Annotated in this window: 24 protein-coding genes; 6 read left to right on the top strand and 18 right to left on the bottom strand. The window is 40.3% G+C overall.

The window, feature by feature from the left end; all coding sequences use genetic code 11:
* The 14 genes from ACFO6W_RS23810 to ACFO6W_RS23745 all read right to left on the bottom strand — a co-directional run bounded on the left by ACFO6W_RS23810 (window position 1) and on the right by ACFO6W_RS23745 (window position 14,141).
* Window positions 1-369 (bottom strand): hypothetical protein, encoded by a 369-nt coding sequence (locus ACFO6W_RS23810; RefSeq protein WP_006798208.1) that lies wholly within the window; start codon window positions 367-369, stop codon window positions 1-3.
* A gap of 22 nt (window positions 370-391) precedes the next feature.
* The gene (locus ACFO6W_RS23805) at window positions 392-1,501 is read right to left on the bottom strand and encodes a metallophosphoesterase (protein WP_194224535.1); all 1,110 of its coding nucleotides are present in this window, start codon (window positions 1,499-1,501) and stop codon (window positions 392-394) included.
* A gap of 15 nt (window positions 1,502-1,516) precedes the next feature.
* Window positions 1,517-2,680, bottom strand: a complete 1,164-nt coding sequence (locus ACFO6W_RS23800) for a VWA domain-containing protein (RefSeq protein ID WP_380001215.1) — start codon at window positions 2,678-2,680, stop codon at window positions 1,517-1,519.
* The gene (locus ACFO6W_RS23795; RefSeq protein WP_380001213.1) at window positions 2,677-2,862 is read right to left on the bottom strand and encodes a hypothetical protein; all 186 of its coding nucleotides are present in this window, start codon (window positions 2,860-2,862) and stop codon (window positions 2,677-2,679) included. Before ACFO6W_RS23795 ends, ACFO6W_RS23800 begins: the two co-directional genes overlap by 4 nt.
* Window positions 2,863-2,874: 12 nt before the next feature.
* Window positions 2,875-5,166, bottom strand: coding sequence for a DUF5682 family protein (locus ACFO6W_RS23790; protein WP_380001211.1), 2,292 nt, complete (start codon window positions 5,164-5,166; stop codon window positions 2,875-2,877).
* A complete protein-coding gene (locus ACFO6W_RS23785; protein WP_380001209.1) occupies window positions 5,150-5,434 on the bottom strand; it encodes a hypothetical protein in 285 nt (94 codons plus the stop codon). Before ACFO6W_RS23785 ends, ACFO6W_RS23790 begins: the two co-directional genes overlap by 17 nt.
* Window positions 5,435-5,476: 42 nt before the next feature.
* On the bottom strand, window positions 5,477-6,574 hold the full coding sequence (locus ACFO6W_RS23780; protein ID WP_380001207.1) for an ATP-binding protein: 1,098 nt from the start codon (window positions 6,572-6,574) through the stop codon (window positions 5,477-5,479).
* A gap of 26 nt (window positions 6,575-6,600) precedes the next feature.
* Window positions 6,601-8,445 (bottom strand): HEAT repeat domain-containing protein, encoded by a 1,845-nt coding sequence (locus ACFO6W_RS23775; RefSeq protein ID WP_380001205.1) that lies wholly within the window; start codon window positions 8,443-8,445, stop codon window positions 6,601-6,603.
* Window positions 8,446-8,466: 21 nt separating this feature from the next.
* Window positions 8,467-9,378 (bottom strand): hypothetical protein, encoded by a 912-nt coding sequence (locus ACFO6W_RS23770; protein ID WP_380001203.1) that lies wholly within the window; start codon window positions 9,376-9,378, stop codon window positions 8,467-8,469.
* 19 nt (window positions 9,379-9,397) lie between these two features.
* A complete protein-coding gene (locus tag ACFO6W_RS23765) occupies window positions 9,398-9,913 on the bottom strand; it encodes an SWIM zinc finger family protein (protein WP_380001201.1) in 516 nt (171 codons plus the stop codon).
* Between the two features lie 184 nt (window positions 9,914-10,097).
* Window positions 10,098-11,060 (bottom strand): alpha/beta hydrolase family protein, encoded by a 963-nt coding sequence (locus tag ACFO6W_RS23760; protein WP_380001199.1) that lies wholly within the window; start codon window positions 11,058-11,060, stop codon window positions 10,098-10,100.
* 13 nt (window positions 11,061-11,073) lie between these two features.
* Window positions 11,074-11,682 carry a hypothetical protein gene (locus tag ACFO6W_RS23755; RefSeq protein ID WP_380001197.1) on the bottom strand — a complete coding sequence of 203 codons (609 nt, stop codon included), beginning with the start codon at window positions 11,680-11,682 and terminating at the stop codon, window positions 11,074-11,076.
* Window positions 11,672-11,935 (bottom strand): DUF2089 family protein, encoded by a 264-nt coding sequence (locus ACFO6W_RS23750; protein WP_380001419.1) that lies wholly within the window; start codon window positions 11,933-11,935, stop codon window positions 11,672-11,674. The genes ACFO6W_RS23755 and ACFO6W_RS23750 overlap by 11 nt, the downstream gene beginning before the upstream one ends.
* A 472-nt stretch (window positions 11,936-12,407) precedes the next feature.
* The gene (locus tag ACFO6W_RS23745) at window positions 12,408-14,141 is read right to left on the bottom strand and encodes a phosphoenolpyruvate carboxykinase (RefSeq protein ID WP_380001195.1); all 1,734 of its coding nucleotides are present in this window, start codon (window positions 14,139-14,141) and stop codon (window positions 12,408-12,410) included.
* Window positions 14,142-14,396: 255 nt separating this feature from the next.
* Here ACFO6W_RS23745 and ACFO6W_RS23740 point away from each other — a divergent pair, with 255 nt between their 5' ends.
* A complete protein-coding gene (locus tag ACFO6W_RS23740; RefSeq protein WP_380001193.1) occupies window positions 14,397-15,455 on the top strand; it encodes a class I fructose-bisphosphate aldolase in 1,059 nt (352 codons plus the stop codon).
* A gap of 344 nt (window positions 15,456-15,799) precedes the next feature.
* Here the strand turns inward: ACFO6W_RS23740 and ACFO6W_RS23735 are convergent, their stop codons facing one another.
* The 3 genes from ACFO6W_RS23735 to ACFO6W_RS23725 form a co-directional block, all read right to left on the bottom strand.
* Window positions 15,800-17,128, bottom strand: coding sequence for a sensor histidine kinase (locus ACFO6W_RS23735; RefSeq protein ID WP_380001191.1), 1,329 nt, complete (start codon window positions 17,126-17,128; stop codon window positions 15,800-15,802).
* Window positions 17,129-17,368: 240 nt separating this feature from the next.
* Window positions 17,369-18,733 carry a sigma-54-dependent transcriptional regulator gene (locus ACFO6W_RS23730; RefSeq protein WP_380001189.1) on the bottom strand — a complete coding sequence of 455 codons (1,365 nt, stop codon included), beginning with the start codon at window positions 18,731-18,733 and terminating at the stop codon, window positions 17,369-17,371.
* Window positions 18,734-19,416: 683 nt separating this feature from the next.
* Window positions 19,417-21,063 carry a diphosphate--fructose-6-phosphate 1-phosphotransferase gene (locus ACFO6W_RS23725; RefSeq protein WP_380001187.1) on the bottom strand — a complete coding sequence of 549 codons (1,647 nt, stop codon included), beginning with the start codon at window positions 21,061-21,063 and terminating at the stop codon, window positions 19,417-19,419.
* Between the two features lie 366 nt (window positions 21,064-21,429).
* On the opposite strand from ACFO6W_RS23725, the gene ACFO6W_RS23720 reads away from it, so the two are divergent.
* The 5 genes from ACFO6W_RS23720 to ACFO6W_RS23700 all read left to right on the top strand — a co-directional run bounded on the left by ACFO6W_RS23720 (window position 21,430) and on the right by ACFO6W_RS23700 (window position 25,368).
* Window positions 21,430-21,777, top strand: a complete 348-nt coding sequence (locus ACFO6W_RS23720) for a DUF3836 domain-containing protein (RefSeq protein ID WP_380001185.1) — start codon at window positions 21,430-21,432, stop codon at window positions 21,775-21,777.
* A 325-nt stretch (window positions 21,778-22,102) separates the two neighbouring features.
* Window positions 22,103-22,540, top strand: a complete 438-nt coding sequence (locus ACFO6W_RS23715) for a hypothetical protein (RefSeq protein WP_380001183.1) — start codon at window positions 22,103-22,105, stop codon at window positions 22,538-22,540.
* Window positions 22,541-22,705: 165 nt separating this feature from the next.
* Entirely contained in the window at window positions 22,706-23,809 is a 1,104-nt protein-coding gene (locus ACFO6W_RS23710) for a PCMD domain-containing protein (RefSeq protein WP_380001181.1), read from the top strand.
* 11 nt (window positions 23,810-23,820) lie between these two features.
* Window positions 23,821-24,585 carry a porin family protein gene (locus tag ACFO6W_RS23705; protein ID WP_380001179.1) on the top strand — a complete coding sequence of 255 codons (765 nt, stop codon included), beginning with the start codon at window positions 23,821-23,823 and terminating at the stop codon, window positions 24,583-24,585.
* A gap of 144 nt (window positions 24,586-24,729) precedes the next feature.
* Complete coding sequence (locus ACFO6W_RS23700) at window positions 24,730-25,368, top strand: HAD family hydrolase (RefSeq protein ID WP_380001177.1); 639 nt, start codon at window positions 24,730-24,732, stop codon at window positions 25,366-25,368.
* Here ACFO6W_RS23700 and ACFO6W_RS23695 read toward each other — a convergent pair.
* Window positions 25,352-25,873, bottom strand: a complete 522-nt coding sequence (locus ACFO6W_RS23695) for an NUDIX hydrolase (RefSeq protein ID WP_380001175.1) — start codon at window positions 25,871-25,873, stop codon at window positions 25,352-25,354. The genes ACFO6W_RS23700 and ACFO6W_RS23695 overlap by 17 nt on opposite strands.
* Between the last annotated feature and the right edge of the window lie 7 nt (window positions 25,874-25,880).

The raw sequence follows: 25,880 nt of genomic DNA, 5'->3' as shown, positions 1-25,880 counted from the left end.
TCAGCTATAAATCAATATTTCATTTATAAGGAATACGGCGACACATAACATTATCGCAGTAACAAGACATATAGACAATGACCTGACGTTTCGTTTCGCTGTCGATGCTATTGCCCAGATCAGGGTGATAAAAAACAAAGTTCCATAAATAAAATCCCTGACCGGATATTTTACCGTTTCTATATAATAGGATTCCGCAAGCGGTACTTCTCCTGTAGGTAGTTTCGATACCGTTTCGAAAAAAGTGGCATTTCCAAATGAATAAAAGTATGTACACATCATATATCCACTCAGTAATATGGTGAAGATGGATATTATACGGAAACCGACATTGGTATGCTGCTTATAGTTATTATAATTTTCGTTCATGGGATTTATCGTTTTCCTTAAATTAAAAATTTCTTTTTTGCCCTTTGTTATCAACTATATATTGAATACCATTTTCGATATATAAGGCTGAGCTGTTTTCATAATGATCTACATCTATACGAATAACTTTTCCGCCATAATCTTTCGATATGCTGTCTATTGGTGTATGCCCGATCACAATTGACTTACCTTCAAAATACATTAAAATATCGTTTACCTGAGCTTCTGTCGCTTTTTTATACTGTTTATTGTCATCATCTTCAATGAGACCTCGATACCAGAGAATTCCCTCTTGTGTAAGTAATTCCAATGATTCATCTGTCTTAAAATCATTTGTATCTATAGCTCTCGAAACCTCAAAATTAATTTTTTCCATAGTCAGGTTATATTTTAAGACAGATGGGCTTATACCGGCATGAACAAAAATATAATCTCCTATTTTTATAATTGAGCTTTTACTCCTTATCCATTCACCTAGTTTAGTCTGCTTAGAATACATATGCGAAACATTTGTATGTAGACTTTTAAAAATATCCTTATATTTCTGAGCACAATAATTATCATATCCCGATAATAGAAGCTGTTCGTGGTTTCCTAATAGATAATGTACTTCACCACCATTTCTTTTTGCTTCCTTCTCTAAATAGTAAGTCAGCCATAAGCATTGTGTAACATAATTACCTCTGTCTACCAGGTCGCCAATGATAACCAAATGCCCTTTTCCGAATGTCCATTTATATAATGAGTCTATTACATTATTTGCTAGTAGTAAATCATAATATTTCTCGTAATTTCCTTCAATATCCGATACCGCCAATACTTTATCTGGCATAGGAAATATTCCTTTTTTGTGGATATTTACAGATTGAGAATCAATATTAAAAGACAGCGCGGGATATGGAATACCATCAAATTCATATCTGAAAGTTAAATTCTGCAATTCGGAATTCGAAAAATACAACGAATCAAATATACCATCTCGCTTTTGTGTTATGACCATTGCCGAGTCCCCTTTCATAAAGAGATAAGGACCATCGCCACATGATGTAATAGCATGACGGGTATCTGTTACACATGAATTAGTAAATATAATTATTAGTATTAATAAAACAGAAGTTACAAAGTATCTCATAATACCAATCTATAATCAAACCTTATCCTTTTGCCCAAACTTTGTCAAATCCATACCTTTCAAAGCTGCTTCAACTAATTCAGGCAACTTATCCGGTGAGCAGGCAAAACAGGCGATTTCCAGTTTACTGATTTCTTTACCCAGATTTGCATCATAATCGGGACGTCCGCTATCGGATAACGCCAGCAAAGTTATAACTTTTACGCCATCTTCGTGCATTTGCGACAATCTTCGTAGCAATCCCGCACGCACACCGCCTTCATAGAGGTCGGAAATGAGGATAAACATCGTCTTGCGTGGATTGGTTATCAGTTCCTGACAGTAAGCCACCGACTTGTTGATATCTGTACCACCTCCCAATTGTACACCGAAAAGCATATCCACGGGGTCGTTCCGGCAAAGCTCCGTCAGGTCTGTAACCTGTGTATCAAACGCGACCACATGCGTATCCAGTGCGGGCATACTGGCAAAGATAGAACCCATTACTGATGAATAAATAATGGAATCGGCCATCGAACCACTCTGATCTATATCAAGTATTACTGTCCAGTTCTTTTGCTTTTGGCTGCGTTCGAAAAAGTAGAATTTTTCGGGGATAAGACGTTTCGAATTTGTATCATAATTCCTGAGGTTACGGTTTATTGTCCGTTTCCAGTCTGTGGAAGCATAATTGCTGATAGGTGAATGTGCTTTTTTATTCAATGCACCTGTAACAGCACGGCGCAGGTTCTGTTCCATGCGCTTCATTATCTCGTCCACAACTTCTTTTACCAGTTGGCGGGCGGTCTCTTTCGATTTCTCAGGTATCTGCCCTTTCAGGGCCATCAGCGTACTGACCATCGAGATATCCGGCTTTACATTTTTAAGCGTTTCAGGTTCAAATAATAATTTAGTGAGTCCTTTTCGTTCAATGGCGTCCGATTGTATTACACTTACGACGTCCTGCGGGAAGAGTGTACGGACATCGGTAAGCCATTTTGCCAGATTCGGAGCCGATGGGCCAAGCCCGCCTTTCTTGCCTCCTGCCCCATTCTGCGATGTATTCCCGTCATAGATGGCTGCAAGGGCGGCGTCCATCACCGATTGTTGTTCGTTCAGTCCTACATTGTCCAAAGCACGGGTATCGGAGCCGAGTATGAGTCGCCAGCGGGTTGTATTTTTGTTATTTTCTTTTGTCATCTATTATGTTTTAAAACTTCTGTGTCTTTCCATTCCTCACGTACTATCCTCCCTGCATCGACAATATCCCCGGACAAACACGCCTTATCTTCACAAATGGTTATAAAATATAATCCTTCTTGTGAATAATCGTATCCATAAAGGCGAATACTCCGATGGTGAGGATAACGCTGTCTGTTCATATTTTCAGACTCTTAAAAGTCAAAATCAAAATCATTCAATTCGTCCAGTTTCTCTGTTTCTGTCTCTGTCAATTCAGATTGCAATATCTCAGCCGTAGTTTCCGCACCTGTTCCCCAGATGTCGCCCAGCAATTCTGCAATACTGTTTTTCTGATTTGGCTCGAATTCCCCGAATGCACGCCGCAGGAAAACAACCGAGCGGAAAAATTCTTCATCGTCTAACTGTTCAACATACTTATCCAACTCTTTCCAAAGCGAAACACGGGATAACAGTGCATAGCGGTTCCTCCCCGACAGGCCTTCGAACCATCCCGCACCCAAATCGGCAGGGGCACCGGGCGATAGCCGGCGCGAAACCTCCTTGGCACAGTCATCTTCACTTGCAAGATTGTGTTCCAGCAGGATCGAAAACGCTGTACCCGAAAGCCTGGTATTCAAGTCGTCGCGCCAAGCCAGTTTCAGCAATTCTTTCTGCCATGTTTCCACATCGACCGTTTCGTATTGCTGCTGCGATATCAGTTCCATCACATTGATAGCCTGAGCGATTCCTCCGGCAGCCTTGTCGTCACAGGATGAAGCATCTACAAGCAACAGGGATGAACGCAGGAATAACTGTTGTAAAATAGGAATTAACGGCTCAAGGTTAAACTGCCGTAAATCACCATATTGTATCAATATGGATAGTTCGTGCGCAGCATATGCAGTTTCTCTGAAATCGTCCGAGTCGACCAGTAAACGTTGCAATGTGCTTAACGCATTATCGAATATATTTGTCAGATGGCATTCGCAAGCCTGCCGGATAATTTTGGCAGTAAGCGAAACATCCGTACATTCATTCAATTGTTCTTTCAACTGGTAGGCAGCCGCTATTTCGAGCGTTTCACCTTTCAGATTAGCTTCTACTATCTCAATCTCTACCTCAGGTGTCCAACGTAATATCCATTTTTCAGCCCATGTGGCACTATCCTGGGATACGCGTACCTGTTCGGCAAAATGAATGCCCAATGTTCTTAACCGATGTAAAAAGGTAGAACGGTTCAGGTCGATAAAGGCAGCCTCTTTTGTCTTTACTTTCAGGTTTTCGCGGAGGTCAAGAGTAAGTTCCTGCGCTACTGCTGATTTATAGTTTGTCAGTTTCAGGCGTTTCAGTTCCTGATTCATATCTTCCTGTACGGGAGTCTGGCTCACGCCTTCGGGCAAACTACCGATGGCCGTTCCTATATCCACTTTGTTGATAGCTTCGGCAACGGAAGGTAAATCGCCTCCACCAAAGCAGGTAACGACAGCATCATGCAAGTCTTTCAATACTGGCAGTGAACCTCCACGCATCGACGTCAAAGCGTTGGCCAACCGGACCGCTTCAATCACACTTGCTGATGATGCATTATCTCCTTTATCGCGCAAGGCTTTTGCTATTTTAGAGAGGTAAACTGCCGGCAGATCACCCATCCTGTCCTGTTGGACGGCTTTCCACATCAGTTCGAAATAGTATGGAGCACGATTTCCTGCGCCATATCCTGTACGGCTACTTAAGCGAAGATATGAATAAGGCATCAGCGTAATCCGGGAAGCAGCGCGGGGTATATTCTTCAATTCACTGTCCGAGACAGGCGGCAGATCTGAAAGGATGCCCGATACGTGGTATGCGCCGACAATGATAACAATTTCTTCCGGCTTGAAACCTTCTGATACAGCACGTTGTATTTCCCTTCGCATATAAGCCTCACGGATAAGATTATACGAGTAATCGTAAGGCACGCTTTCGTATTCCTTATCCACTACCATATCCCGTATCTGTCCCGATTGGTAACTCAGGCCATCTCTGAATGTACCGGCATTGAGATTATGTTCGAAATTCCTTTCCCAGTAGCTTTCATAGTCATCTTCTTCATAGAGCCCGGCTACTTTATCATAAAGCCCGTTATGGAACATATAGAATTCATCGGCTGCTTCGTTGGCTTCACGGTTCCTTTCCTGCCTTATTTTCAGCATTATATCGGAGGGAAGGTCAATAAACCGCACATCCAGCTTTTTCTTCGCACCCCAGCATATCGCCTGATATTCGGGAGAATAGGAAGCAAATGGGTACAATACGGTTTCGATAGGTAATTCGGTGGTGTATGCTAATATCGCAATAGGTGGTTTCACTTCCTCGTTCGCAACATTATACAGCATATCTGTAGCGTCGGCGGGCCCTTCTATCAGGATACATCTGGGTTTCTTTTCCTCCAGGTATTGTATCAGGTGATAGGAAGCACCGGGTGATAAGTGGCGTACACCGAAAATATTATATTGGTTTGTCATTTATTCTAATTGTAATAATCGTCTGTTTGCCAGTATTTAGAGTTTTCCCAGATGTATTCCGCCATTTTCTGTAATGTTCAGGTATGGCCAACCAGCATTCTCGTGCTATTTTTCCTGCGTCATTCAAAATCATTTCACCGTCAACAATATTTCCAAATAAGCATACCTTATCTTTCGTGCAAATGGTCACAAAATATAATCCCCCTTGTGAATAATCATATTCATAAAGGCGAATACTGCGGCGTTGAGATAGGTTTTGACAGGCCATTCTTTTATCTTTTACTATGAGCAGCAGGGACAATAAAAGCCATTATCCGTTCATATCGCTACATGTATTGTACAATCCACGCCACGATGCCCCCCGTTTTTTCATTACGTTCTCCAGGTATTCTTTCCACACCAGCTTGTCTTTATCTTCGTCTTTTACAACAGCTCCCTGTAATCCTGCAGCCAAATCTTCATCGGTAATAGTCCCATTGCCGAAACTGGCTGCAAGAGCCATGCTGTTTGTAATAAGGGATATGGCTTCCGCAGTCGAAATTACACCACTCGGCGATTTTAGTTTTTGTTTTTCATCGAGTGTAAGTCCCTGACGAAGTTCTCGGAAGATAGTAACTATCTTTTCGATGGATTCGTTTGTAGGCAGACTAGCTTTCAGGCGGTAATTACCGGAAATTTCAGCCACACGTCTGGTTACAATCGATACTTCCGTTTCCAGATTGGCCGGAGCAGGCAATACGATGATATTAAAACGGCGTTTCAGCGCCGAAGACATATCATTAACACCCCTGTCGCGTGTATTCGCCGTTGCGATAATGGAGAAACCACGCTGCGCGGGAAGTTCCCTGCCCAGTTCGGGTATGGCGATTGTCTTTTCCGACATTATGGAAATCAATGCGTCCTGAACTTCAGACGCACAACGCGATATTTCTTCGAAGCGGGCGACACTACCCGTTTCCATTGCACGGTATATCGGACTTTTTATCAGTGCTTCATTAGAAGGGCCATTAGCCAGAAGCATGGCATAATTCCACGAATAGCGGATAGCTTCCTCACTTGTCCCGGCTGTACCTTGTATTACCTTAGCCGAATCGCCGCAAATAGCAGCCGTAAGATTCTCCGACAACCATGATTTTGCTGTTCCCGGTTCCCCGATAAGCAGCAGCGAACGGTCGGTAAGTAGTGTAGCGATGGCAATCTCTACAAGCCGGTTGTGACCTATATATTTTGGTGTAATGTCTATGCCGTTGGCTTTGCCTCCTACTACGAATTTCAATACTGCCTTTGGCGAGAGTTGCCATCCAATTGGCTTTTCTTCTTTTTTATCTTCTTCTTTCAGCACTTCCAGTTCATGCGCATATAATGACTCGGCGGGTAACCGGAGTACGTCTTGTTTCTTTTCTGACATAAGTATATGTAGTTATAAATTATAAGTTATGAATTTTTATAGGAAGATTCTATTTCGTCTGCTATATCTTTATACACCTGTAGGGGATTTTTCTTATACAATTCCTCGTATTTAGCTGCATATTCTTTTGGGAATTGTTTCCATAATCCTATGTTCTTGAGCCAGTTTAAGCCATAAAAATAAGTTTTGGAAGCATATTTCGACATAGCGGAATAGACAACTTCGAAACAGTTTTCAATTTTCCTGTCTATTATAAGCATGAACAAGGTCGCCTGTTCGTTTGGCATTGTCCATCCGGTTAACCTCACCAATAACTCATCGAACTTCTTTTTATCGGATTCGCAGGCATCCAAAAGGCGAAGAGCACGATCATGGTCATATCTCCATTTATATTTTTCACCTTTAAAGATATCGTACAATAAGTCCAACCAGCGCTTGTCTATTTTATCTGCAAATATTTCTCTTTTGGATTGATTGCCATAATGGTAATTATTATTGTTGGAATATGCCGTATGCAGGTGATCGATACTTATAGTATTCCTTTTGAACTGATCACTAAATACATCGAATACCTTCTCTTTGGGATAATTTGCGTCTATGGCTGCATAGAAATAATTCCACCATAGCGGACGTTTCCAGTTGGTTTTAGGAATATCATCTATGTTTGATTCGTAAAACTTTATTATCCGCGCTTTTGAGAACGATTTAAGTCCATCCGTTATGCTGACGGTTATGTCGGATGCTAAATTTTCAAGCAGGTTCTTCTTTGCTGAAATCAAATTGTTATATTCTTCATTTCTCAATACTTTCGCATAGAAGTCGATAACCTCGTTATTATCTTTATTTGCCAATGTTGCAAGGTTATATTTGAATTGTTCCAATTTATTAACCAAGACCTTTTCCTTTTCATCCTTTTCTAATGTTATGAACTCTTCGAAGGTTTTGACCACCTGATTAAAAACTTCTTGAAAAAAAAATGGAAGCTTCGAAGAAGCTAATGCTGTAACTATTGCCGGGAGATTTGTCCTGTTTTTGTTATTTATATATACATCTTTCAGCTTTTCGAAACTGGTAGGTGTTCCCAGTTCTACAAGCCCCATGTAGGCGGCTTCACGAACCAGTTTGTTCTTATCGTCAGCCAGTTTTATTATCAGTTCTTCATTCTTAGTATCGGCGCTTAATATGTGAATTGCTTCCGCCTGAAGAGCCGGCAGGGGGCCCGATAATATCTTGTCTACCATTTCCGGCAATTGCGGATAATTAAATTTATTCAGCAGGCGCAGCCGTCTTACATTTTCCGTTTTATCCTCATATTTAAAGTTCTGAATCAGGAATGGCACAATCGGCTTACCAACCTCCGGTATAATCGTTTTTTCCACATAGTCACATAATTCGGCATATTTATCAGCCAAAGCTAAATCAAGGTACTGATAGGTGCGTGAGTCGCTGAATACATTCCGCTCCAGTGCATCTTTCAATATTTCCAACCGGCCTGAATTGCTGGTTGTCAGGGCCTGCATCACAGGTTTCAGTTGCAGGTATGAGTATTCGGTGTTCACTTCATTCAAAGGGATATTGGGTATCTGCAAAGCTTCTTTGGCTCCGGATTCTGCCGGTTCACCCTGAGTATATAGGACAGAATAAAGCAAAGTGGATATAGCCATCAGTTTTTCAGGTGATTGCTGTACTTCGGTATTAACCAGATCTTCTATATCTTTTGCCAATTTACTGAAAACAGGGGCTTTCTCTCCTAATTTTTGGAATACCGGAATATGTTTTTGCAAGCGAGGATCGCCTTTGGCGAATTTACTTCCGGCTATAAACAGGCGGTTTATTTCTTGTTGAAGGTCGTATAATGGTTGTAGTCTCATTGTAAAATAATTTCAAGATTGTTAATATAGTAACCTTATTATCTTTTCGGGAGTGATAAGTGACATTGGCTGAGCAGATAACAATCCCGTTTGCATATCATTATTCATCATCACCGTAAGGGCTAAGCCTTCAGGAGCAGATGGCAGGATTGCTTTCAGATTGGTTGCAGAAGAAACATTCTGTTCTTCGATATCTTTCAATGTCAGTTTATTTCCCAGCTGATCTTCCACCACAAGGTTATCGCCGCACAGATATGCTTTATGCAATGAAATCAATACGACCGGATGTTTATCCATCAGCGGATTCTTAATTGTATTCTTTATGGTCTTTATAGTATCAGCGTAATTTCGGGAAGCAAAAGCAAGTATAGCAGCTAAATCTTTAGCTGTTAACTTACGTCCTTTCACGGCTTCGGTTTCCCAGCGCACGCGTGGGTTCTGGTCGCCCGGATAGATGTACATTTCTTTAAGTTGCAGCACGTCAAAAGAACTGTTATCCTCCTTTATATACTTGGCAGCACGGTAGGGGCGGTAATTTTTCGTTTTATATATCCTGCCTGTTCTCATATTTAACCAAAGTCCTTCATCCACATATTCTTTGCGAGCCTGATTATCATAGCTATTGAAAGAAAGTTGAATGAGTTCTCCGTTTTCTTCATACAGGCCATATTGCATAAGTTCTATCAATTTCCAGACATATCCTATTTGCTCTTCGATGGCAGAGTCCAGTTCAGGATCACCTTCCGGGTCTACCTTGCGCCTGTTCAGATATTCTGTACTTTTTTTCAACAGAGCAGAGATGAAATTGATCTGGTCTATAACGTGTGTGTATTCTTCGTTTTCCACTTCCCCCAGTTCCAATAAGAGATTGTTGAAAGCGGTTTGTATGCCGCCAATATAGTAGTTCCCCAATTCCTTTACCTGTGCCTGCAAAGTCCTCGATATTTTTGCATCAATAGATGAAAGTCCTGTCTGTACAATATCTTTCAGTATCTTTCCGGCTATATCTATACCTGTAAGCTGGGCGTCTGTTTTTTTTAAGTAAGACAGCTCTATTAACTTTTTTGGGTTTCTCCGCCTTCTCTTTTATAGATTCTTTTTCCTGCTCTTTTTTCTCCTGCTTTTTCTCTATTTTTTCCCGTTTAGATATTATATCATCGGGAATATCCGCTATGGAGAAGGCTCCGTTATTGGCTTCGTAAGCATAAAGTAATCCTATGGCATGTTTGCAGGGAAATTGTCTGCTGGGGCAGTTGCATCTGAAAACAGGATTGCTCACCTCAATATAATCTGCAGAGCAATAGTACGGATTTTTGCCGCTTCCGGCACATTCGCCCCATATAAGATTTTTTTCGGATGAGATTCTGAGATTTGCAAATTTATTTTTTTTCACCAGATCACGGCCATTTTTAGCCGCATCGGCATTAGGTGCCAATTCTTCGATTTTTTTCTGCGTAATTTCCATCATATTTAGTGTCCAGTTTATACTTATGTGTAGCTGAATACAAATTTATAAGATTATTTGAGGAATAGTCCAATTGCAATAAACTATTTAAAGATGTGCACAAAGTCATATAATTATCTTTATCTCAATAAAAAAGCCGCTATATAGCGGCTCTCCATCTTTATATTTCACTTTTTTTAAGGGTTTCTTATTCTTTGATAAAGTCGGCTATACGCTTTATAACCTCTGGTATAACAGGCTTGTCAGGATTTGTATATGAATCTTTTATCTGAGTTTGCTGATCTGTAGTTTCACTGTTTTTCATTACATGATCCATCTTATCGATAATTACTTTCCTGGCTTTTTTGTTTGCCTCGGCCAGCAGTTCGGCCTGCTTTACTGTTACCTGAATGTCGGTTGTCCCTTGCAGTATTAGAACCGGAATCTCTAATCCCGAAATTTCTGCCTGCGGATTGTACTTAAACCAGGAGATCATATAAGGTTGTACACTTGGGCGGAACAACATATTGAGCGAGGCGGGAACATCTGCGATGATTTCGCCTTTATCTAATTTATCGATATATGAAAATATCATATCCTTTACTACCTGTGGCTGCGCAACCATTTGTTTACTCAACTGCTCCTTCAATATATTTGCTGCCGGCTCCCCTACCCCTGCAACAGATATATATTTGGAGGCTTTCTTATTATTTCGCGCTGCAATCATACCTAGCAGCGAACCTTCACTGTGCCCGATAATGACAATGTCCGAAAAGCGTTTATCTTTTGCCAGATAATCGATCCAGTCCTGTACGTCTTTAATATAGTCGTCGAAACGCAGGTCTGATTCATTTTGCCCGGCATCCTTACTTTCCGCAATACCACGTTTATCGAAACAAAGCGTAGCTATGTTGTTATAATATAATCCATCGGATAACATTTTCAGTGAATTATTCTTCATTTGGGGCTGATTGCCGTTTCGGTCTGTCGGGCCGGAACCGGCAATAATCAGGGCTACCGGGATTGGTCTATTATTCACAGGAACTTTTAATGTTCCATAAATATCTCCTGTACCCGTTTTTAAGATTGCGGGTTCCTCAGTAACCAGTAACTGTGCTGATATTGAAACAGATAACATGCAGAATAACAATGAAATATATACTTTCTTCATGATATTATGGCGTTTATAAAATAATATACAGAACTATTTTGGAAAGGATTTCCGCAACAATCAATGCAATTGCAAATGATATTCCCCCTACTATCCCCTTTATATTGGCCGATACCGTATAGGCATTATATTTGAGAATAACAGACCAAATGGCAAATAATATTGCGGTTAATCCGGCTACGGTCATCATTACTGCATTTTCTCTAAGTATAGCCATCATTTTGCCTATGTTTGTTGTATTAATATCGCCTATGCAGATATGAAAAGAAGAAACAAAACCTAATAACGCAGCAAATATCAACGGAGCCTGCGATAATGCCATTGTTCCGGCAATATCTATAAACCGTATGGATGATTTGGTGACAATGCGCGCTGTAATATAAAATACCAATGTTGATAAGCACCATCCTACCAATTGGTATAGAACATGATTGATATATGGCGTTAGTATGGCCGGGCATCCATAATGAATATCTAGTACTCCGTCGAAATGGGTATTGCTCAGATATCCCAGTACGGATAAAAGCGTCATGACTGCAAGGCCAATAATCAGGGCCTTTAGCCCTGCTATGAATTTAAAAGGTTTGAATATCCATGTACTGATCGATTTGTTATTTTTCATAGTTTTTTATTTTTTCAATTATATCATCTAGTAAATTTCTCACCGTAGGATAGCTTAAGCCCAAGTCTTTGGCCATATCCTTAAGGCTTCCGCTATTCTTTACAAACTTGAGGATAAACCCTTGTTCATCAAAAGGCAATCGCGCCAATACCGGGAGTGCGTATAATCCGTGCACTTCTGTACCACAATTTTCGCACAGTAAACTTTTTACTTTCAGTTGAGCCTGACAGCTCGGGCAATTACAAGGTAACATATTATCATTGTTTTTTTTTACAAAACTAAATATTATTTTAATAATATCAAATATAATATAAATAATATTCAATTTTTTTAAATAAAAATTTACTCATCTCACGTTTTTATTAATTGTATAATCGCTATTATTAAATTTTTATCTTTTGGAAACCATTGCCCTTTTACTATTGTTTCTACTGTAATTGGAAGGATGCATTGCTTATTGGCTGGTCGGGCATGCGGGGCATTGTGTCGCTACGGCGATTGTCCTGCCTGTAGCATTGGGTTGGAACTATTTTTCCCCAGTGCAATAGCATTATATTTCTTATCGTATTACTTCTTGTATTGATGTTACGGGTTTTCCATTGCTAATTAAATGGCTCAAAACAGAAAGCAGTGAGGAGAATACCTAATAAAAGGCCGGATCTGTTTCCCCCAAATAAAAAAGACTCCGGTAACATCCGGAGTCTTTTTTCATATAATAAGAGTTATCATTCATTTATCAGTGTGAACAACTCTTCAGCAGCTTCACGCGGACCGTCTTTTGTCTTACCATCGATAGCAAGAGATGTATGTATCTCTCCTATCTTTACTCCGGCGGCCTTCATATCTTTAAAGTAAGCACGGACTAAGACCTCTGTTTCTTTGCGTTCCTGAACAGGACCGAACGGATTTGCAAAATATGATTTCACCAGCCCTTTTTCGGTTGTAGTTCCTTTTGCTTTGCGGGCACCATCTTCAAATACCTGAATGGCATGGTCCAGATTGTCATAAATGAGGATTTTCTTATCCGCCTCATTGTAGTTATTTGCATAAAGGAAATAATCTATCGGATAGCCTTTGGATATAATCTCGTAGGTGGAGATCGGTATTGTAACACGGGCATTTACTTTGTCCATATTGGTATATACCCCTTTATCCAATTGCTCGAAGGCATAAGCCGGGTCAAGGTCGTCTACACGGACAAATGCTCCGATCTCGGTTCCGTATGCTTTGATAGTACCGTCTTTCTCTTTTTTCAGATACCCCATATCATCGAAGATTACACGCATGTGCCGAATGTAATTTTCGTTCAGGGTACGGAATGCTTCGAGGCTTTCCGATTTTCCGGCCCCGCTGTCTCCCATAATGATAATGTTGGATTCTTTACCGTTGCGAAGCACAATGTTTACCATTGCTCCGTGAATAGGCAGGCTCCCTGTGTCTATCTGCTTTACATTATGCAATGTAAGAAGCATTTTCTTCATGTAGCCGAAATAATCGATATCGTCGCAATAATTAGCGTAGCCGATAAGAATATCATTCTTTTTATCTTTATAATAGAATGTACGTTTTTCTTCATATCCGTCAGGATATCCGAATACATATATCATGTCCGGTTTCTTTCCGATATATTCGGTTTCTGTCGCCAGTTCAAACAGATTTGCCAGTCCAATGCCATGAACCATAAAATCCTTATGAAAATAAACAAAGGTAAGCATATTACCTACCTTAGCCGGAAAGACAAACCAATCATCTTCATTAAGCACAACATTTACCAGTGGATTTTGCTGGTGCTCCTGGAATATTCCGTCACGCGTATTCCTTTTTGTGTATGATATATATGGCGGCTGGAAAACAACTGTACTGATAAATGGAATAGATGTAAGTCCTTTGTATTCTACCGGACAATTCCAGTTTACATCATTCAGGGTAAGTCCGGCATTAGCTCCGGCTACAGACTGGCGATAAACACGTGTTTCGTGCCCGTTGACTGTTGTCTGTATCCTGCGGCCTGTTGATAACACAAGGTCATTAAACATATCATTGGCCTGGATAAAACGTACATTCTGTAAGCCTTCCCCTACCCGCGAATTTCTTACGATAGTATAGCGCTCGAGCCGCTTCCAGTAAGCGAAAAGCAATTCGGTAACCTCTATAAACAGGTGTTTATCTTCAAAGAATTTCGAATATTTATTATCGACTGCTATTACTTCATCTATTTCAAATACTGTCAGTAATTTAAAGACTTCTATGAGGGAATCGACCGTTTCGTCTTCATTGCCGAAGTGAGAGGTATAATAGTCGTAAATGACTCCCTCGTCTTTCTTCAAAACCTGTTTAATAAAAGATTCGACAACACGTCTGAATCCGTAACTATTAAGCAGCTTTTGCTTCGTATCGCAATATTTGAGCGTAAAGTTAATCATTGCTCTTCCTCTCGAAAGCGTAAATTCGTGTAACATAATGTTTTATATATGGTTAAATAAATACAAAAAGATTAATTTCCTTAGAACTATCTAAGCAAAGATAACAGTTTTATTTAACTTTTCGGTTATTTTGACACGTTATAAATAAGACGTGTATGTTAAATATTCTTTTAGAGCCATATAAATTATCAACCCGTTATAAAACTTATATGTATCAACTTTGTTTTATAATAAAGGGTAAGTAAATACAATGGATGCCAATAGCAGTGTATCCGTTAAAACAATAATAGTATGGCAAATTCTAAGATTACAAGTATTCTGGGCGATCAAAGTGAATATCTGCTCGGGCACGTAAGTAAAACGATCGACAAGTCACTAATCCATGCCCCCGAACCAAATTTCATAGATAATATCTGGACAGATTCGGATCGCAACATTCCCACGTTGAATAGTCTTCAGCGCTTATTCAGTCATGGCCGGCTTGCCAATACGGGATATTTATCAATCCTGCCTGTAGATCAGGATATCGAGCATACTGCAGGTGCTTCTTTTGCGCCGAACCCCATTTATTTTGATTCGGAGAATATTGTAAAATTAGCAATAGAAGCCGGATGTAGTGCCGTCGCATCTACCTATGGCGTATTGGGTTCAGTAGCCCGCAAGTATGCGCATAAAATACCATTCGTGGTGAAGATTAATCATAATGAGCTTCTGACCTATCCTACGGCTTATGACCAGGTATTGTTCGGTACAATAAAAGAGGCCTGGAATATGGGGGCGGCTGCCGTCGGTGCAACAATTTACTTCGGCTCCGAACAAAGTCGCCGGCAGATTGTTGATATAGCTAAAGCATTCGAGTATGCGCACGAGTTGGGAATGGCGACGATCCTTTGGTGTTACCTCCGAAACAGTGATTTCAAAAAGGACGGTGTGGATTACCATAGCGCAGCCGACCTGACAAGTCAGGCCAATCATATTGGAGTAACCATAAAAGCTGATATAGTGAAGCAAAAGCTGCCTACTAGTAACGGAGGATTCAAGGCTATAAACTTCTCCAAATGGGACGAACGTATGTATACCGAACTGGCATCGGACCATCCGATAGATCTCTGCCGCTATCAGGTAGCCAACGGATATATGGGACGTGTAGGCCTGATCAATTCGGGAGGCGAATCACATGGCGCTTCCGACCTTAAAGATGCTGTATATACAGCCGTGGTAAATAAACGCGCCGGAGGCATGGGCCTGATCTGTGGACGTAAAGCGTTCCAGCGTCCGATGATAGAAGGTGTAGAGTTGATTAACACGATACAAGATGTATATTTGGATAAAGATATAAAATTAGCGTGAGCTAAGTCTAGTGTTTTTTATTATAGTTGCTGAAGATGCCCCTGTACTATGTGCGGGGCTTCTTTTTTTGTTCTCGTTGTCATTCGTTATCCAAAGGTGCATTTCTGCAACTTAAAAACAATGAGATAGAATAAATAAGATAAAATGATATAAGAACGATACCTAAAGTCATGATTGTAATTGTCTGTGAATAATCTGTTGTCTCTATACCTTAGACTACGTATCTTGTCATTCGTTTATTCTATTGATTTTCTTTATATTAATTTTCGATCCATTATGATTTTATGTCTGTTCTTATAGTTATATTTTGATAAATTTACTGAAAAAGAAGTCAATACATCCGGTTAAAATGACATACTAAAAATAGTCCACCCATCTTTGGCATAATGTTTCAGGTTTCCGCCATGCATGCGCATAATATAACGGGATATACTCAGGCCTATTCCCGTACCTGTATTTTTAGTTGTAAAAAACGGGATGAATATATTCGGTATTACCTCCTGCGGAATCGGTTCGCCATTATTGCATACCTCTATATTCGTTTTATTATCGGCATGGCTGATCTTTATTTTGATACTTCTCCCTTCAACGGGATCTAATGCTTCAACCGCATTTTTTACTAAATTGACCAATACCTGTGTAATCTGTGACTCGTCAGCATTTACAACCAGGGATGGCGCGATGTACTGCAGTTCCAGTGATATTCCTTTTTCCTGCATCATTGCCGACTCCAGGCTAACCACCTTTTCTACCAGAGGGATCAGGTCGAATTCTATCAATTGAGGCTTTGGAACTCCTGTAAATTTACGGTACGATTCCACAAATACCATAAGTCCTTTAGCTGTGGAACTGATGGTTTCCAATGCCTCCACTGTATTTTGCCGGAGATTATCATCCGATTGGTTATCCCGGGATATTTTATAAGAGAACAACAATGTATCCGTCAGCGATGTGATAGGCGCTATCGAGTTCATTATTTCGTGAGTCATCACTCGTATAAGGCGCACCCATGATTCCATCTCTTTCGCCTCCAGCTCGTTCCCGATACTATTAAGCGTAAAGATTTTCATTGTACCCCTTTTCAGTGTTATTTTGGATACACGCAAGCTTATCAGAGTTTCTTCTCGTTCATTGGCTATTCTCAGATACTTATTGTCATTTGTTTCCAGATGGAGAAATATAGATGGAAATGATTCGTCAATTACTTTCAACTGATTTAAATGGGTAAAGACCGGTAATCCCAGCAATTCATTCGTTGCCCGGTTCGTTATCAGCACATTGTTATGTTCATCCAGTATAATGATACCGGTAGAAACGCTTTCGACTATCAGGCTCAGGAACTTTTCGTTTTCTATCACTTCTTTCCGGGCCTTGGACAGGATTTCCTTGATGCGGTTCATCATCTGGTTCAGTTCCTGTTCGCGCTTCGATATTTTGGTTACCGCAAAATTGAAGGAATAATCGCCATTATCAAGGGCATTAAGCAAAAACAAAATATTCTGATTGAATTTCCTGTAGTGTTTATGTAACCTGTTGATGGAAAATACGGCTATCAGGATACACAATGGCCCGTATACATATTCTTTTTCCAGAAAACAATAGGTGGCGGCAGCTACCGAAAGTATCAGCAAACTTATGTATATCAACAATTTATATTCTATCGATTTAAACATATTACTCAATAATTTACTTTCCTGTTCTCATTTTTTACATTTATTAACCATATATAGTTAAAAGGTAACAAAAGTAACAGCTTTTTCAGTTAACAGTTAACAGTTAGCAGTTAACAACTTGTATCTTGTTTACTTGTAACTCATGACTGTTAAAAAGTAACACAAATAACATATTTTCCACGTCCTGTTTTTCACTACTCTCTTATTACTTATGTTTTCTATATAGATAAAGAAACCTGATTATAATCCATATTTTTTCATTTTATTATAAAGTGTCGGACGCGTAATTCCCAGTTCGGCGGCAATAGCGGATATATTCTTCTGATATTTGCTCAACGCTTTTTCTATGAGTATCTTTTCCATTTCGTCCAGTGTGATGGAGTCGATAATAGCAGCCTTGGCTTCGGTAGCCCGCATATAAAAATCAGATGGTTGCAGTTCTGTTCCGTCACACAGGATGACAGCTTTTTCTACAGCATGCTCCAGTTCCCGAACATTCCCCGGCCATGAATAATTCTCCAGTTTCGCAATGGTTTTATCATTAAAGACAAGCCCTTTTTTATTGTATTTTTTTGCAAAACGGGATAGGAAAAAGGTGGCCAGAACGGAAATATCTTCCCTGCGGTTGCGTAATGCAGGTACTTCGATCTGGATAGTATCGAGACGGTATAGCAGATCTTCCCTGAACTCACCGTTTTTTACAGATTCGAACAGATTACGGTTTGTGGCACTTATCAGCCGTATATCCACTACGACAGGCTTGTTACTCCCTACCCTTACTATTTGTCGCGATTGTAATGCCGTAAGCAGCTTTGCCTGCAATATATAACTAAGGTTCCCTATCTCGTCCAGAAAAAGTGTACCTTTATCCGCTGCCTCAAATTTTCCGGCACGGTCGGTTCTTGCGTCGGTAAACGCACCTTTTGTATGGCCGAAAAGCTCGCTTTCGAATAAAGTTTCGGTAATAGCGCCCATATCTACACTGACCAGCGTTTCACCTGCCCGCAGGGATAACTGATGTATTTTTCGGGCAATCAATTCTTTTCCTGTACCATTCTCACCTGTGATAAGTACATTCGCATCCGTTTTAGCGACCTTCTCTATCATCGAAAGTAAATTTTGCATGGCTTCGGATTTCCCCCAGCATACATCAGAGTCTTTAGCTAGTTCGGAATTCAGTACATCCTGTTTTTCCCTGAGTTTCTTAACTTCTTTTCTCGATTGACGGAGCGCGAAGGCAGATTGCAATGTTGCCAGCAATTTGGTATTATCCCAGGGTTTCACTACAAAGTCGCTCGCACCTTCTTTCAGAGCCTTCACAGCCAGTTCTATATCGGCATACGCCGTGAATAAAACAACCGGAAGTTCCGGGTCGGTCTTCTTTACTTCCGACAGCCAGAACAACCCTTCGTTTCCGGTATTTATTCCGGCCGAATAATTCATATCCAGCAAAACAATATCCGGATTTTTTTCTCTGAGCGTAGAGAGGAGCATATTGGGCGATGGCAACAAAGTGACTTCTTCGAAGTAATTATCAAGTAAGATTCGCAGTGCGCTCAATACATTTTTATTATCATCTACAATCAGGATGCTACCTTTTTTCATTCCGGGCTTTATTGGTCAATGGTACAAATATAGAAATTTATTAGTTATGCCAATTAGTAGCTGAAATAATTGTTGTTGCGTGAAAACATTGGATTTTTTCTACTACGCGCAATCAAAGATTGCTTGTGTTCCTTTTGGCCAAATCCCCAAAAGGAACCAAAAATGCTTTAGCACCCCGCTTCAAAGGCCGACCCGTAACGGACAAAAAGACGAAACGAAAAAACTCGCTCTGAATAGAGCTGCGGTTTTGACTCCCTCTCCCTTTGGGGCAGGGCTGTTAAGTTCTGAATTCTTATATCCTCTTTGCCATGTTGAACGAAGTGAAACATCTCTTAAATCGAAAGAGATCCTTCGTTCCACTCAGGATGACAGCAGAAAATAACTGAACAAAGCGGAGGACTTAACAGCCCTGCCCTTTGGAGAGGTCGAATGGAGCGCTAGCCTTTTGGTTCGTTTTGGGCAATGTCAAAATGAACATTCAGACAAAACGAAGTGTAGTCAATGAAAAAGGAACGTTAAAACTCAACTACTGATCCGTATTAGTTGTGATTAATATAGCAGGGCCCTTCTTTGCATCTTTGCGGGAGATCCACATCTCATATAGCTACAGATATAAAATTGCGAAAAAACAAAGAGGCACGGAATTTGTTCCATGCCTCTTCTGTTTTATATTCCGGGGTAAATTATTTACCTTGCTCCAGTTTCAGTGTAATTGTAGGCTGGTCACAAACTTCAGTAGGACCGAAGTATTGGATCGGACCAGGGTAAACAAACTCTGTACCTACAGCCCAGGCTTCACGGTTTGCCGCCAGATATTTAAACGGGGCGCCATCAAGTTCTACCAGAGCTTTGCGGATAACAGGTTTCATTTCACCGTGACGGCGTTCCATATTCATCATCATTGTTACAGGTACTCCGCCCGCGATCCATTGGTCGGCAGGAGCAGTTGTATTACGTATCGATGACATATATCCTGTTTTGCCGGCACCGATAAGAGCGGCGGCAGTATAACCCAATGAATAGCAATAGTCGGCATCGTAGTTTGACGGAGCAGCGCAACGGCCTTCATATCCGAAGAAATGTACCTGTGAAGCAAATTTTCCGCTGTATTTTCCTTCAGCTTTCATTGCGGCAAGTTTATTGCCTACCATTTCAGCTAATAATTTTTCTGTTTCGATAAGAGAAACCTGTACATTACCATGAGGGTCGCGGTCGAGTGTCAACTGGCGTGCAACTCCATCAGGAAGGCTTGCGAATACTTTTGAATTGTCGGCAGACAGGCTTTTTCTGATATAAGCCAGTTGCTCATCTTTAGGCACTGCATTGAATTCGTCCTGATGATGTGCAAGGAAATCGTTCAATTCCGAGATAAGCAGTTTCATTGCAGGGATAAATTCGATAAGGCCTTCAGGGATAAGTACGGTACCGAAGTTGTTGCCATCGGCAGCACGGCGTGCCACAGCATTTGCTATATCGGTTACAATATCATCGAGCGATAATTTCTTCGCTTCCACTTCTTCCGAAATGATACAGATATTAGGTTGTACCTGCAACGCACATTCGAGAGCGATATGAGAAGCTGAACGTCCCATCAGCTTGATGAAGTGCCAGTATTTACGGGCTGAGTTACAGTCACGTTGAATGTTGCCGATAACTTCCGCATATACTTTACATGCTGTATCGAAACCGAACGAAGTTTCTATCATTTCGTTTTTCAGGTCACCATCGATTGTTTTAGGACAGCCGATCACCTGTACGCCTGCATTGATAGCTTTGTAATATTCAGCTAATACACAGGCATTTGTATTTGAGTCATCACCGCCAATAATAACCAGCGCTTTGATATCCAGCTTTTTAAGAATTTCAAGTCCTTTGTCAAACTGTTCTTTCGATTCCAGTTTGGTACGTCCCGAACCTATGATATCAAAACCACCTGTATTACGGTATTCATCAATAATTTCGCCTGTAAGTTCTTTATAATCGTGGTCGACCAATCCTCCGGGGCCCATAAGGAAACCATAGAGGCGACTGCCTGAGTTTAAGTTCTTAATTCCGTCGAAGAGGCCTGCGATTACATTGTGGCCACCGGGAGCTTGTCCACCCGAAAGGATAACCCCGACATTGATAGCCGGATAGTTTGTTTTTTCAGAAGCTTCTACAAACTTGAGGGTTGGCATTCCGTATGTATTGGGAAATAATTTATTCACTTCCTCCTGGTCAGCTACCGATTGAGTCGCCGCACCTTCTTCAATTTTCACAGAACCATACAATGCTTTCGGCATTTTTGGTTTATAAGCAGCCCTGGCTACTTGTAAAGCACTTTTTACCATCGTTTTTTTATTGGTTTATATAGTTAAATTTATTCAGCTCTTTTAAGGCTCGCAAATTTCGTTATTTTTTTTCAAATATGAAAGGATTTGTGAGCCATATCTGTTCCGTTTTTGTACAATAAGCATTGTTTTTTTGATATAATCTTCTCTTTTGATGGTTTTATTTATCCTTTTATCATTTTTAGTAATATTGCTTCAGTATAATATATCATTATGATAGATTATATGCGTTATATGTCGGTATTTTGAGCGCTATTTATGTTGTATTAACTATATTTAACTATAAGTTGATGACTATTTGATAGTTTTTCTTTCCAATATATCAGAAAACAATATATCTTTGCAGTACTAAATTAATTTTGAATCATGAAAGCAAAAACTTTATTTTCGTTATTAGCTATTTTGTTCTTCTCTGCAAATATTTATGCAGGCACACCGGAAACTATTAAATTTACTAATGTTGAACAAACAGAAGAAGGTTGTGTAAAAGAATTTATTTTTTGTGACAAAAATACAAATGCTCCACTGACGAAGACTACTTATGTCTATGATGCCGCTAACCGCATGATAGAGAAAGCCACTTATGAATGGATGGGCGAAAAAGGATGGACCGGTATCCAAAAGTATGAATATACCTACAATGCGGAGAATCAGGCTCAGGCGCCGACAATGATCAAGTGGGACAAGAAGTCTAACGATTGGGCTGAAAAATAAAAAACTTTACACACTACATATATAAATACTTAAGACAAAGACTCTTTGAATAATTTAAAGTTTAGAATTATTCCCGAATAGCTAAAGTGAATTATATGACGCCGCTCTTTTTATAGAAAAGGGCGGTTTTTTTTGTTATACACGATTCAATAAGGGATATCTTTTTCTAAAATGCAATAAATAGCTTGTCAACCAGAATAATAAGTGGAAAATTGTTTTTTATATCTGAATTTCTGTAACTTTTTTCTGCCATTCTCGTCATATACATAGAAAGCGCTTATAAAGATTTTCAATCAGTATAAATTTAGTTTAATAAAAAACGATTATGAAGGCAAAAGTTTTAACTTTAATAATAGCATTCTTATTTCTATCGGCAAGCCTTTTTTCCCAAAGTAATGCCGGAAGAGATACAAAAATCAGTAAAGATGGCAATGGATACACGACTAAAGAGTCCATTCAGTATCAACGGACAAAAGCAGTCTCAAAGATTGTATATCTATACGATCCGGCCGACAGGCTGATAGAAAGAATGAGCTACATTTCAGAGTATGGTGCAAAATGGATTCCTGTCCAAAAATACAAATATGAATATACCGCCGATGGGAAAATTGCCAATATAATCTGTACAAAATGGATTCAGGGACAGAATGTGTGGGCCGGAAAATCGCAGTGCATAGCGCATTCGTATGGAAATAAAGGTGTAATAGTAAGGCAGATAACTATCGACACCAAGGACTTTAATCTGCTTACAATGAACAAATAGGTGCAGGAGATTTTATTCCGGAAAACAAGAGCTTTCCTGATAAAATATCAGGAAAGCTCTTGTTTTTTTGCAGAAAAGAGAGACGATTACAGCTTATAATTCAGATATTAGGCAAAATGTTAAAGGAATTCTTTACCTTTACATTCTATTATTTAATCGAAATATATGAGATCTAAATCGTTATTAGCCCTCTGCATCGTCATTGCCCTGACTTTGAATTCCTGTATCCAGGATGAACCTCTGAACAGAGAAGCCGACATCACAGATATAAAAGTAGAAGGAGATACTTTTATTTCGAGTATCATATCCGAAGCGAACAACGAAATCAATATATTTGTGACCGGCAAAGCCGATATAACTAATCTAGCTCCGGTAATAGAACTTTCCCCGGGTGCGACAGTTTCCCCCGCATCGGGAGTAGCTATGGACTTCACAGAAGGACAAAAATATAAGGTTACATCGGAAGACGGTAATTATTCGAAAGAATATACCATTACAGTGACATCTAATATTGATCTGAAATATGACTTTGAAGACTGGGGAGAAGCGGGGGTAAGCGGACGTAAATACCCCATATTGTTGTCCAATCATAATGCATGGAGTACCGGCAACTCCGGCGTTGCTATAGTTGTGAATGCAAACCCTTATCCGACAGAGAAAACAACAGACTCTTATGCGGGGACCTATGCAGCCAGATTGCAAACCATTAAGGGCCTGTATATTTCCATAACCGGTCAGAATATACCTATCTTTGCCGGATCGCTGTTCTTAGGCGAATTTAGCGCAAACATCACTAATCCTCTGCTATCACTTAAACTGGGGCGTATGTATTCGGAAACAAACGGTAAACCCGTCACCTTCACCGGATATTATAAATACACTCCGGGAGACGTATTTACTGATAAAGACGGTAATCCTGTCGCCGGAAGGGTAGATGAATGCAGTATATATGCTGTTATATTTAAAGTTAGCAAGAACTCTTCCGGACACACTGAATATCTGAATGGTGAAACGGTCTCGACCTCGGATAAAGTTATAGCCAGGGCCGAATGGAGTAGAGAAACGAGCTCTATTACCGATGAAGAAGTAAATAAAGGTTTCTACAAATTCACCATCCCGTTCGTATATAAAGAAAATTTCGATTTCACGAAGAACAATTATAAGCTGACGATCGTCTTATCTTCGAGTCAGGATGGAAATCTATATGAGGGAGCGATAGGCAGTACATTGATTGTTGATGAACTGGAAATATTAACCGAAAGTTTTTAAATTGGAAGAGTATGAAACCGAATTTTTATAATATTGTATTAACATTGGTCGTTGTCTCTTTGTTTTCGGCAAGTTTGTCCGCACAGATACAGGACAAGAAGCCTCTCGACTTATCATTCCTGCTCGGTTTTAATATCGGAGGTACAGCCCCGCTCCCTCTACCGGCCGAAGTGAGGAAAATTGAAAGTTATAATCCGAAATTTAATCCGCAATTGGGCTTCAACGTTGTATACAGCCTCGATGACAAATGGGGTGTAGGAACAGGAGCAACTCTCGACTGGAAAGGGATGAGAGTAAGGGACGAAGTGAAATACATGAAAACAAGCGTTGTCCTTACGGAAGATGGCAGTCGCCTTAGCGGCTATTTTGTAGGAAAGAATATGACAAACGTAGATATGACCTACCTTACCATACCTATCTATGGGACATATAATTTCAACAACAGATGGCAAGCACGCCTGGGTATATATGCCGCGAGGACACTCTCTTCCAGGTTCAACGGGAAAGTCTACGACGGATATATGCGCATAGATACACCCGTGGGACAAAGACAGGAAATAGATGGAGAGGGAGCCACATTCGACTTTAGCGACGACACCCGCGACTATGATTTCGGTATATTAGGCGGAGGTGAATTCCGGCTAACAAACCGTGTGGGATTTTACGGAAGCCTTACATGGGGGCTGGTTCCTTATTTTTATTCGGGAACAAATCCTATCGAATTCAAGATGCACAATATCTATGGGACAATAGGCATCACATACAGATTGAAATAATAACGTTATAATATTGATATACAGAGATATGACTTCCAGCCGAAGCCATATCTTTTATATTATGACGCATACACCTGACTTCACTCAGGTTGCTTATCAAAATATAAAGTCTTACCTTTGCAGCGTAAAAATAACAATATAGACATGACTAAAATTTCAACGGTTCTTTTCGATTTCGACGGAGTTATTGCTGATACCGAACCTCAATATGATATCCATATTGAAGACCTGGGAGAAAGATATAATCTGGGTATAGAAAATTTTGCCTTACAGGTGAAAGGTACGACCTCACCGGATATACTGAAAAAGTATTTCAGCCATTTGCCCGGGGAAGAACAAACCAAAATAGCCAAAGAACTGGAAGATTTTGAACTCAATATGGATTTTCCGCTGGTCGATGGTGTGATGGACTTTATCAGGTACCTGAAAGATAATAACTATAAAACAGGTATAGTAACCAGCTCCCAGGACTTCAAAATGAAAAGGGCGCTTGATATTCTTCAATTATCCGATACTTTCGATGTGGTAGTCACTGCCGCGCGTATTACCGAAGGCAAGCCTAATCCGATGTGCTACAAACTAGCTGCTCAAGACCTGAATTCTTCTCCGGCTGAATGTATTGTCTTTGAGGACTCACTGCATGGCATACGGGCAGGTCAGGATGCGGGAATGAAAGTAATCGGCCTGTCGACCACCATACCGCGCGAAGTCCTGGTAGAAAGAACCGAGAATGTGATACCGGATTTTACTGATATGCAGCAAATTATCAAATATCTGAACTGATTCCGGCCAGCCCCTTGTTCAGAAACTTAATAAAATCCAGTTCAAAATTTGTCGTAAAAACATCTTTACCCAGATTGGACTGGATTTCTTCTATCTTCCAGAAGCGTCCGTCCGCCAGTTCATCCCTGTTTAATACAAAGCCACCATTATATACCGCATAGAAACAATAACTTAATTCGCGCTCCCGATCTGTTTCTATAATATATTTTGTGATAAAATGCGGCTCTATACCCGAAAGGCCTAATTCTTCTCCGGCTTCGCGGCAGGCTGCCAGCTCCGGCATTTCATCCAGATCGATATGTCCGGCAACGGACGAATCCCACTTGTCGGGCTGTACGTCTTTTGTCGCGGAACGCTTTTGCAGATACAAATCCCCTTCCGAATTGAATATATGCAAATGAATAACAGGGTGTAAAAGTTTCGAACCATCGTGACAAACACTGCGTGGCGCCTGTCCGATTATATTGCCTGTTTCGTCAACAAGCGGAAAAATTTCTTCCGGCATAATCATA

Source organism: Dysgonomonas termitidis (genome assembly GCF_042654545.1).
Taxonomy (GTDB): Bacteria; Bacteroidota; Bacteroidia; order Bacteroidales; family Dysgonomonadaceae; genus Dysgonomonas; species Dysgonomonas termitidis.
Note: the sequence above shows the minus strand (reverse complement) of the source record. Positions and strands in the feature narration are given on the sequence as shown.

Coding starts and splice junctions, on each gene's coding strand:
- ACFO6W_RS23775 (WP_380001205.1), bottom strand. CDS start 8,445: ATGAGACTACAACCATTATACGACCTTCAACAAGAAATAAACCGCCTG.
- ACFO6W_RS23810 (WP_006798208.1), bottom strand. CDS start 369: ATGAACGAAAATTATAATAACTATAAGCAGCATACCAATGTCGGTTTC.
- ACFO6W_RS23695 (WP_380001175.1), bottom strand. CDS start 25,873: ATGCCGGAAGAAATTTTTCCGCTTGTTGACGAAACAGGCAATATAATC.
- ACFO6W_RS23780 (WP_380001207.1), bottom strand. CDS start 6,574: ATGTCAGAAAAGAAACAAGACGTACTCCGGTTACCCGCCGAGTCATTA.
- ACFO6W_RS23755 (WP_380001197.1), bottom strand. CDS start 11,682: ATGAAAAATAACAAATCGATCAGTACATGGATATTCAAACCTTTTAAA.
- ACFO6W_RS23720 (WP_380001185.1), top strand. CDS start 21,430: ATGAAAGCAAAAACTTTATTTTCGTTATTAGCTATTTTGTTCTTCTCT.
- ACFO6W_RS23795 (WP_380001213.1), bottom strand. CDS start 2,862: ATGAACAGACAGCGTTATCCTCACCATCGGAGTATTCGCCTTTATGGA.
- ACFO6W_RS23740 (WP_380001193.1), top strand. CDS start 14,397: ATGGCAAATTCTAAGATTACAAGTATTCTGGGCGATCAAAGTGAATAT.
- ACFO6W_RS23785 (WP_380001209.1), bottom strand. CDS start 5,434: ATGGCCTGTCAAAACCTATCTCAACGCCGCAGTATTCGCCTTTATGAA.
- ACFO6W_RS23730 (WP_380001189.1), bottom strand. CDS start 18,733: ATGAAAAAAGGTAGCATCCTGATTGTAGATGATAATAAAAATGTATTG.
- ACFO6W_RS23800 (WP_380001215.1), bottom strand. CDS start 2,680: ATGACAAAAGAAAATAACAAAAATACAACCCGCTGGCGACTCATACTC.
- ACFO6W_RS23725 (WP_380001187.1), bottom strand. CDS start 21,063: ATGGTAAAAAGTGCTTTACAAGTAGCCAGGGCTGCTTATAAACCAAAA.
- ACFO6W_RS23715 (WP_380001183.1), top strand. CDS start 22,103: ATGAAGGCAAAAGTTTTAACTTTAATAATAGCATTCTTATTTCTATCG.
- ACFO6W_RS23700 (WP_380001177.1), top strand. CDS start 24,730: ATGACTAAAATTTCAACGGTTCTTTTCGATTTCGACGGAGTTATTGCT.
- ACFO6W_RS23750 (WP_380001419.1), bottom strand. CDS start 11,935: ATGTTACCTTGTAATTGCCCGAGCTGTCAGGCTCAACTGAAAGTAAAA.
- ACFO6W_RS23710 (WP_380001181.1), top strand. CDS start 22,706: ATGAGATCTAAATCGTTATTAGCCCTCTGCATCGTCATTGCCCTGACT.
- ACFO6W_RS23805 (WP_194224535.1), bottom strand. CDS start 1,501: ATGAGATACTTTGTAACTTCTGTTTTATTAATACTAATAATTATATTT.
- ACFO6W_RS23790 (WP_380001211.1), bottom strand. CDS start 5,166: ATGACAAACCAATATAATATTTTCGGTGTACGCCACTTATCACCCGGT.
- ACFO6W_RS23735 (WP_380001191.1), bottom strand. CDS start 17,128: ATGTTTAAATCGATAGAATATAAATTGTTGATATACATAAGTTTGCTG.
- ACFO6W_RS23765 (WP_380001201.1), bottom strand. CDS start 9,913: ATGATGGAAATTACGCAGAAAAAAATCGAAGAATTGGCACCTAATGCC.
- ACFO6W_RS23705 (WP_380001179.1), top strand. CDS start 23,821: ATGAAACCGAATTTTTATAATATTGTATTAACATTGGTCGTTGTCTCT.
- ACFO6W_RS23760 (WP_380001199.1), bottom strand. CDS start 11,060: ATGAAGAAAGTATATATTTCATTGTTATTCTGCATGTTATCTGTTTCA.
- ACFO6W_RS23745 (WP_380001195.1), bottom strand. CDS start 14,141: ATGTTACACGAATTTACGCTTTCGAGAGGAAGAGCAATGATTAACTTT.